We start from the raw sequence: 8336 nt of genomic DNA, 5'->3' as shown, positions 1-8336 counted from the left end.
CCCCGTACGGACAGGCCTGGATGCAGTACCTGCACCCTATGCAGTACTTCTCGTCCACAAGCACGACTCCGTCCTTCGTCTTGTATGTTGCCCCGACGGGGCAGACCTGCACGCAGGGTGGCCTGTCACAGTGGTTGCACAGCTTGGGAACGAAGTAGCTCTTTGCTATGCTCCTCTCGTCGTAGAGTGGGGTGAACCCGTTGTATGCTCCATTTGGTGAATCTACCTTGGGCTTCTCCTCACCCTTCAGCCACACCCACCTCTCGACCCATGTCCTGAAGTAGAACGGAAGCTTTGGAACCTCGTTTTCGATCTTGCAGGCCCTCACGCACCTCCCGCATCCAATGCACTTCCTCGTATCGACCACGAACGCGTAGTAGTGGTCATTCCAGTCGTACCCCTCGATCGGCTCCTGCGCTCTGGTAGCCCTTCTCAGTCCCGCAAGGCCCGCGAGAGCGGCAACCGCCATGAGGAACTTCCTTCTACTGCTCATCCTCTGCACCTCCTCTGAAAACCCACGGGGAGTGCGGGTTGTGACAGTCTATGCAGGCCCTTCCGTAACCGTGCTCATCCGTGAACTTCTGTGGAAATCCCTCTGGCCTCGTCGGGTTGTACTCGTGACAGAGCTTGCACAGGGCCCTGGTTGGGTCTATGTCCGCCTTCACGTTCTGCGGGTCTTTCGCGTGACCCATGCTCGGTCCGTGACAGGTTTCGCAGCTGAGGGTCCTGTGCGCACCCCTGTTCAGAAACTCCACCTTTCCAGAGTGGCACTGCATGCAAGTCTCCTTGCTCGCGAACTTCATCTCAAGCTGCATCGCTTCTCTGACAGCATCGCCTCTGAACCACCTGTATGTGTAGTCGTCCGTGAACTCTGCGAACGTTGGTGGGACAATTATTGTCCTGACCACCAGAAACAGCAGGATTACAGACAGGTATATCATCAAAAATCTCCGTGGCGCGGTTCTCATGCCATTTTCACCTCACGAGTCATCGCTGTTAAATCTGTCATGACAAATATTTAAAAACTTTTCCAGATCTATCAGGATTTTTCATTACAATTACTTGCTGAGATCTTCAAATGTTCATATGTTCAGATTTTCTGAAAAATGGTAAAGAGGGTTTGACAAAAAGCCCCGGTCACATTCCGAGGGCCCTCGCGATCATCTGGAATATGTCATTGGTTATGCTTATGCCGTTCATCTCAAGCAGAACGTTCAGCACAGCCCCTATTATCGCTCCGACTATCAGGGACGAGATAATCCGGATTTTGATTATCAGGATAATTGCGATTACCAGCAGCACGAGTGTCGATACCGCACCAATCTGAGCGAGCTGCTGCTGGGTCTCCTCCATTGCCATGCCCATGAAGTTGAAGAGCGTCGCGATGCCAGATATCCCGAACAGGAGGCCGATTATCAGTCCGACCGCGATAATTGTGTTGTCCCCCATGATTTACACTACGTGACGGGGAAATATAAAGGTTAACGTCATGTTTATTATCCCTTCACCACCCTGGCAATTGATGGAAGAGCTAAGCGAAATGAACAGGCAATTCTTCGACAAGTACTCTGAAATTGACGATTCGGAGGAATTCCTGGAGTTCATGGCCAAGCCTCTGAGGCAGAGTTTCAGGGTCAATACGCTCAAGGCAGGTGTTGAGGAAGTCGTGGAGCGCCTCTCCTCTGAATTCGAGCTCGAGCAAATATCCTGGGTTGAGGAGGGCTTTTTCGTTTACGGTGATGGCATAACAAACACTCCCGAGTTCTCTCTCGGCCTGATATTCATGCAGGAGGCGAGCTCGATGATTCCGCCCGCAGTCCTTGACGTCGAACCCGGTATGCTCGTCCTGGACATGGCCGCATCTCCTGGTGCTAAAACCACTCAGATAGCCGCCTACATGGGCAACACGGGCTGCATAATAGCGAACGACGTGAAGTACCCGAGAATAAACATCCTGATCTCGAACCTGCAGAAGTTTGGCGCAGTAAACGTGAGGGTGACCATGAAGGATGGCAGGTACTTCGGCAGGTTCAGGGAAATGTTCGACAGAGTCCTGCTTGACGCCCCGTGCAGCAACGTGGGGATGATCAGGAAGAACTACAAGTACCTCCGTCTCTGGAGGCAGAGGGACGTTGAAGCCCTTTCAAGGCTCCAGAAGAGCCTCATAATGGCTGCCTACAGGGCTCTGAAGCCGGGAGGCGTTCTGGTGTACTCCACATGCACGCTCGATCCTGAGGAGAACGAGGAGGTCATCGACTACCTGCTGAGCAACACTGACGCGAGGCTGGAGGAGATAGACCTCCCTCTGCGGTCTCACGAGGCGATAACGGAGTTCAGAGGGAAGAGGTACGATGAGGAGGTTGAGAAGTGCCTTCGCATACACCCCCAGGACAACGACACGGAAGGCTTCTTCGTCGCGAAGGTGGTGAAGCCTGATGGATGAGAACGAAATTCTTGAAGCTTTGAAGGAGCAGTTCGGGGTTGAGGGCCTGGACTTCAGGCTGAAGGTCATGGGCAAGAACAGGATCTATGCCTACAGGGACTGCTCGCTCGACGTGGAGGAGTACCACTCGGGAGTTTACTTCGGCAGGATCGAGAGGGACGGAATAAGGCTCTCAATCGAAGGCTGCTACCTGCTTGCAGACCAGCTGAAGAAGAACGTGGTTGACGTTAGCTTTGAGGAGATGGTGAGGTGGCTGAGGGGAGATGATCTGGAAAGAAGTGAGAGGGGGTACGTGGTTCTCAGGTGGAAGAGCTACTACCTCGGCTGCGGGAAGGGGAACGGCAGGAGGATAAGGAACTTTGTTCCCAAAGACCGGAGGCTCAGGTAGCTTTTTAAGTTTGCATTTTAACCTGTAACCATGAAGCTGAAACTTTCGGCAGTACAGTGCAGGGTTGGAACTGAAAAAGCCTTCGAGAGTGCCGTCAGGCTGATCTCCAGGTCTGACTCTGACCTGTACCTGCTTCCCGAGTACTTCTCATACCCTGTCGGGGACATGTCTGTTTCGACCTCCGGCAAAACTCTGAAGTGGCTTGAGAGCGTTAGCAGAGAACTCTCAACAGCAGTTGCCGGAAACGTCATAGTTAAGAGGGATGACGGACTTTACAACACACTCCATGTCTATCACGAGGGTGAGCTGGTCGCAACTCAGGACAAGCTTCACCCGACGAGGAGTGAGAGAGAGCTCGGCATCAGGTGCGGGAGGAAGCTCGAGACCTTCGAGATCTACGGCGTCAGGTTTGCGGGGCTCATATGCGCGGACATTCTCTACCCTGAGCTCTGCAGGGTCGCGGGGCTTAAGGGGGCGGAAGTCGTGCTGAACCCCGTGGTTTCCTTCAGGAGGTCGGAGCTTCCGGCACAGGAGTTCAGGTACTGCCTGTACTTCACGAGGTCTTTTGACAATGCCTATGCCATCGTCAAGGCTGGAGGAGCTGGCTTCACGTTCCTCGGGGATGAGTGCGTCGGAAGAAGCCTGATCTCCACTCCCGAGGGAATCCCTGCCAGATACGCGGACGAGAATGCCGAGGAGCTCATCACGGCCGAGGTGGACGTGAGAAGGATAAGGGAGTACAGGGAGGTAAACTACTCGATGCGTGACAGGAACGTCAGGGCCATAGAGGACATCCTCGACGGGGGGATCGAGTGCTGAGGGTCGCGTTCAAGCTCGCGTACTTCGGCTGGAACTACCACGGCAGCCAGTACCAGCCTAACGTTCCAACGATTGACGGTGCGCTCTTCAGGGCGCTTGAGAAAGTGGGAATCAACGCAAGAGAGAGGAGGTACAGGACTGCCGGCAGGACAGATGCAGGAGTGAGCGCGCTGGGTAATGTCTTTGCCCTGGACCTCGACTCATTCGATCCCTGGATGGTGAGGGTTCTGAACTCTCATCTGCCGGAGGACATCACCGTGTGGGCCTACAGGATTGTGGATGATAATTTCGATCCGAGAAGGAACGCTGTGTCGAGGATTTACCAGTACGTCATGCCCGACGAGGGTTATGATGTTGAGGCGATGAAAAGAGCTGCAGGAATGCTGGTCGGCGAGCACAACTTCGAGGGGTTCGCGAAGAACTGCAGGCCGTGCGTGAGGGAAATTTACGTCTCCAAGCTGGAGAGGGATGGAGAGCTGCTGGTTTACACGGTCGAGGGGAACGCGTTTGCCTGGAACATGGTGAGAAAGATCGTAACCGCCCTGAGGATCGCGGGCAGGGAAGGCAGTTCTGAGGTGGTGGAGAGGATCCTGTCCGGGGAGAGAGTCCCGCTGACTCCGGCGAGTCCCTACGGCCTCATTCTGAAAGACGTGAGGTACGAGTTCGAGTTTGAGGTTGAGGACAGAGGGCTTGCAACGCTGAGGGAAAGGATCGCAGAGAACCACAGAAAATTTGCCCAGCTTTACGGAATATTCAGGCTCCTTTCAGGTTTCTCAGGTAGTCCCTGACCTTTTCTTCGACCTCGACCACGCTACCTATCACTATCACCGCTGGGGCCCTGACCCCCTCCCTCTCGGCCACCTCGACTATGTCTCCGAGCCTTCCCCTGATCACTCTCTGCTCGGGAGTGGTTGCTCTTTCGATTATCGCGACGGGCGTTTCTGGGCTCTTTCCGTGCTTTATCAGCCTTTCCACATTCTCTCTCATGGTTGAGACTCCCATGAGTATGACTATCGTGGCGTTCAGCTTCGCAAGTGCGTCCCAGTTCAGCCTCTCCCTCTCCTGCCTTCCTGTTATGAACACGAGCGCGGGATCGTACCTCCTGTGGGTCACGGGAATTCCGGCGTAAGCCGGCCCTGCTACTGCGGAGCTTATACCGGGCACAACCTCGAAGTCAATTCCGTGCTCCGCTAAAGCTTCAATTTCTTCCCCTCCTCTGCCAAAAACGAACGGATCTCCGCCCTTGAGCCTCACGACCTTCTTTCCCGTTTTGCCGTACTCTACAAGCAGGCGGTTGATCTCTTCCTGCCTCTTCTTGTGTCTTCCTGCCCTCTTTCCGACGTCTATCAGCTCGGCCCTGCTCTCCCTTTTTATCAGCTCCTTTATCTCCTCACCAATGAGTTCGTCGTAAAGTATCACGTCAGCCTCCCTTATCAGCCTCACCGCCTTCAGCGTCAGGAGCTCAACTTCTCCAGGGCCTGCTCCGACTATGTATACCGTCATACCAGACCACTCAGCCCCTTCAGAATTTCCTCGACCTCCTCACTGCTCCAGTCCTTGCTTAACCTCTCGTCAACTCTCGCCTTGACCTCCCCGCTCTCGTCGAGAACCTCGCATATCAGCCTGATCCTCCCTCCCTCACTTTTCGCATAAACCCCGGCAGGAACGGCACATCCAACGCCCAAGTAATTTATGACGGACCTCTCGAGCATGGCCTCTCTGTAAGTTTCGTCGTGGTTCATGAATGATACCAGGCTCTCCTCACCCTCCCTCGTCGCAACGGCAATTATGCCCTGGTTGGCTGAGGGAACGAAGGTGTAAGGGCTTAGCCTCTGGTACCTCACCTCCTCGTGGATTCCGAGCCTGATAAGCCCGGCCTCAGCCAGAAATATTCCGTCGTAAATTCCGTCGTTCAGCTTCCTCAGCCTCGTATCCACATTTCCTCTGAGGTTCTCGATCCTCAGATCACTCCTGAACTTCAGAACCATCGCTCTTCTTCTGAGAGACGACGTGCCAACGATCGAGCCGCTTTCGAGCTCCTCAAAGCTCTTTCCATCTCTCGTAACGAACGCATCGCAGGGGGACTCCCTCTCAAGCACTGCAGCTATGACAGTCCCCTCAACCCTCTGAGTGGGCACATCCTTGAGGCTGTGGACTGCAACATCCACCTCACCTCTTTTCAGTGCGAGGTCTATCTCCCTCACGAACGCCCCGATTCCCTTGAACTCGTGGAGGGGTCTGTCCTTCTTTATATCTCCTGATGTCCTGATCACTCTGATCTCTGTCTCGTATCCCTCTCTCTCCAGCTCCTCCCTTACCCTGTGCGCCTGGGCGAGTGCGAGCTTGCTGCCCCTCGTCCCGATCACAACTCTGCGAGGCATCTCAGGATCACTTCTGCCGTCCTTTCCACATCCTCCATGCTGTGGGCCGTGCTCATGAAGCAGCTCTCGTACTGTGATGGCGGGAAGAACACACCGTTTTCGAGGAGCTTCCAGTAGAACCTCATGAACCTCTCCCTGTCGAGCTTAAGTGCCGAGGAGTAGTCCACGGGCCTCTCTCCGAAGTACACGCAGAACATTGACTCGATGAAGTCCACCTCAACCCCCTTGATCTTCCTGTCCTCAATGCCGTCTCTGATTGCTTTGACGAGCTCTTCGGTCTTCTCTCTCAGCTTCCCGTACGGTTTCTCTTCCGAGAGTATTCTGGCCGTCGTGTATCCTGCCGTGAGGCTCACCGGATTTCCGCTGAAGGTTCCGGCCTGGTAAACGGCTCCCGATGGGGAGAAGTGCTCCATTATCTCTCTCTTACCTCCGACAATGCCTATCGGGAACCCTCCTCCGGCAATTTTTCCGAGGGTCGTTATGTCAGGCCTGACTCCGTAGTATTCCTGAGCTCCACCGAGGGAGAGTCTGAATCCTGTGATGACTTCGTCGAAGATCAGGAGCACGTCGTTTTCCTCGGTGACTCTCCTCACCTCTCTCAGGTAGCCTTTTTCGGGAACTATGAGTGACGAGTTTCCCATAACCGGCTCGAGTATCAGGGCTGCGACCTCTTCTCTGTTCTTCTCTATCACGTCAGCAAGCGCCTCGATGTCGTTGTACGGGACCTGCAGTGTGTTCTTAACGAAGTCCGCAGGGACCCCGGCGGAGTTGGGTGTGCCGTGCGTTGTGGCCCCGCTACCCGCCTTAACCAGCACGGAGTCGTGAGCTCCGTGAAAGCTCCCCTCTATCTTTACGAACTTGTCCCTGCCTGTGAATCCCTTGGCGAGCCTCAGAGCAGACATGGTCGCCTCGCTGCCAGTATTCGTGAACCTCACCATGTCGATCGAAGGATATATCGACGTGATCAGCTTCGCGTACTCTATCTCAAGCTCTATCGGCGTTCCGTAAACCCACCCGTTCCCGAGAGTGCTTTTGACGGCTTCCTTAACCCTTTCGTCAGCATGCCCGAGAATCAGCGGCCCGTATGCCATGCAGTAGTCTGTGTACTCGTTCCCGTCCACGTCGTATATCTTCGAGCCCCTTGCCCTTCTCGTGTAAAACGGAAACGGCCTGACAGCCCTGACGGGGCTTGAAACCCCGCCCGGCATCAGAGTCTTGGCAACCTCATAAAGCTCCTTCGACCTATCCCACATTCACAAAACCTCCGCAACCTCCTTTGCGTGATAGGTTATTATCAGATCAGCTCCCGCCCTCTTTATTGACGTGAGGATCTCGTAGGCAATCTCCCTCTCGTCGAGCCACCCCATTCTGCCGGCAGCCTTGACCATGCTGTACTCTCCGCTGACGTTGTACGCTGCCACGGGCACGCTGAACGCCTCTCTAACCCTCCTGATGATGTCTAAGTAGCTCAGGGCCGGCTTGACCATCACTATGTCCGCCCCCTCCTTCAGGTCGAGCTCCACCTCTCTCAGCGCCTCCATGCCGTTGTGAATGTCCATCTGGTAGCTTCTCCTGTCTCCGAACGCGTATCCACTCTCCGCAGCCTCTCTGAACGGACCGTAGAAGGATGAAGCGTATTTGGCGGAGTAGCTCATGATCGCAACATTCTCAAACCCGTTTTCGTCGAGAGCGCTCCTTATCGCCTTCACCATACCGTCCATCATTCCAGATGGAGCGACGATGTCCGCACCGCTCTTCGCATGGCTTACGGCTATCTTCCCGAGTATCGGGAGTGTGGGGTCGTTCAGCACCTCTCTGTCTTTCACGATCCCGCAGTGGCCGTGCGTTGTGTACTCGCACAGGCAGACATCCGTTATCAGGACGGCATCTTCATGCTCTCTCCTCACCTCCCTCAGGGTTTTCTGGATAACTCCATCATCGTCGAAGGCGGAAGAGCCAACGTCATCCTTGCGGGAGGGTATGCCGAAGAAGATGAACGCCTTAATTCCGAGTTCCATGGCCTTTCCAACCTCGTCCGGCACGTCTGGAACTGGCAGGCGGAAGTAACCTGGCATGGAGGGTATCTCCTTGGGGGACGAGATGTTCTCATCAACGAAAACCGGCATTATCAGGTCATCCGTGCTGAGCCTGCTCTCCCGAAGAAGGGGCCTCAGCCTGGCCCTTCTCAACCTTCTCATTCTCAGGGCTGGGAACTCCATTCGATCCACCTCCAAAAAGGTATTCTACTGCCTCGATAACCTCCGAACTTCCGTTCCTCGCGGCCTGCTTTATCCTCAATGTCGGC

The 8336-nt window shown here is 54.8% G+C and carries 11 protein-coding genes; 4 read left to right on the top strand and 7 right to left on the bottom strand.

Annotation, left to right across the window (positions count from 1 at the left end; genetic code table 11):
* From ACXJJC_RS02840 to ACXJJC_RS02830, 3 genes are all read right to left on the bottom strand, one after another.
* A partial coding sequence (locus tag ACXJJC_RS02840) for a 4Fe-4S dicluster domain-containing protein (RefSeq protein ID WP_456369315.1) occupies window positions 1-493 on the bottom strand: 493 nt, incomplete at its 3' end.
* Window positions 483-968 (bottom strand): multiheme c-type cytochrome, encoded by a 486-nt coding sequence (locus tag ACXJJC_RS02835; protein WP_456369314.1) that lies wholly within the window; start codon window positions 966-968, stop codon window positions 483-485. The genes ACXJJC_RS02835 and ACXJJC_RS02840, both read right to left, overlap by 11 nt.
* A 169-nt stretch (window positions 969-1137) precedes the next feature.
* Complete coding sequence (locus ACXJJC_RS02830; RefSeq protein ID WP_456369313.1) at window positions 1138-1449, bottom strand: hypothetical protein; 312 nt, start codon at window positions 1447-1449, stop codon at window positions 1138-1140.
* Between the two features lie 73 nt (window positions 1450-1522).
* On the opposite strand from ACXJJC_RS02830, the gene ACXJJC_RS02825 reads away from it, so the two are divergent.
* Genes ACXJJC_RS02825 through truA form a run of 4 tightly spaced genes read left to right on the top strand, consistent with a single transcriptional unit; the run spans window position 1523 to window position 4438 of the window.
* The gene (locus ACXJJC_RS02825; RefSeq protein ID WP_456369312.1) at window positions 1523-2443 is read left to right on the top strand and encodes an NOL1/NOP2/sun family putative RNA methylase; all 921 of its coding nucleotides are present in this window, start codon (window positions 1523-1525) and stop codon (window positions 2441-2443) included.
* Entirely contained in the window at window positions 2436-2831 is a 396-nt protein-coding gene (locus tag ACXJJC_RS02820; RefSeq protein WP_456369311.1) for a methyltransferase RsmF C-terminal domain-like protein, read from the top strand. The genes ACXJJC_RS02825 and ACXJJC_RS02820 overlap by 8 nt, the downstream gene beginning before the upstream one ends.
* 30 nt (window positions 2832-2861) lie before the next feature.
* The gene (locus ACXJJC_RS02815; protein ID WP_456369310.1) at window positions 2862-3650 is read left to right on the top strand and encodes a carbon-nitrogen hydrolase family protein; all 789 of its coding nucleotides are present in this window, start codon (window positions 2862-2864) and stop codon (window positions 3648-3650) included.
* Window positions 3644-4438 (top strand): tRNA pseudouridine(38-40) synthase TruA, encoded by a 795-nt coding sequence (gene truA / locus ACXJJC_RS02810; protein WP_456369309.1) that lies wholly within the window; start codon window positions 3644-3646, stop codon window positions 4436-4438. Before ACXJJC_RS02815 ends, truA begins: the two co-directional genes overlap by 7 nt.
* Here the strand turns inward: truA and cobA are convergent.
* The 4 genes from cobA to hemB are packed head-to-tail and all read right to left on the bottom strand — an operon-like array spanning window position 4404 to window position 8250.
* The gene (cobA, locus tag ACXJJC_RS02805) at window positions 4404-5153 is read right to left on the bottom strand and encodes a uroporphyrinogen-III C-methyltransferase (protein ID WP_456369308.1); all 750 of its coding nucleotides are present in this window, start codon (window positions 5151-5153) and stop codon (window positions 4404-4406) included. The two genes, truA and cobA, sit on opposite strands and share 35 nt — an antisense overlap.
* Window positions 5150-6031, bottom strand: a complete 882-nt coding sequence (gene hemC, locus ACXJJC_RS02800) for a hydroxymethylbilane synthase (RefSeq protein ID WP_456369307.1) — start codon at window positions 6029-6031, stop codon at window positions 5150-5152. The genes cobA and hemC overlap by 4 nt, the downstream gene beginning before the upstream one ends.
* Window positions 6013-7284 carry a glutamate-1-semialdehyde 2,1-aminomutase gene (gene hemL / locus ACXJJC_RS02795; protein ID WP_456369306.1) on the bottom strand — a complete coding sequence of 424 codons (1272 nt, stop codon included), beginning with the start codon at window positions 7282-7284 and terminating at the stop codon, window positions 6013-6015. Before hemL ends, hemC begins: the two co-directional genes overlap by 19 nt.
* Window positions 7285-8250 (bottom strand): porphobilinogen synthase, encoded by a 966-nt coding sequence (gene hemB, locus ACXJJC_RS02790; RefSeq protein WP_456369305.1) that lies wholly within the window; start codon window positions 8248-8250, stop codon window positions 7285-7287.
* Window positions 8251-8336 lie beyond the last annotated feature (86 nt).

This window comes from Geoglobus sp. (genome assembly GCF_054018175.1).
Note: the sequence above shows the minus strand (reverse complement) of the source record. Positions and strands in the feature narration are given on the sequence as shown.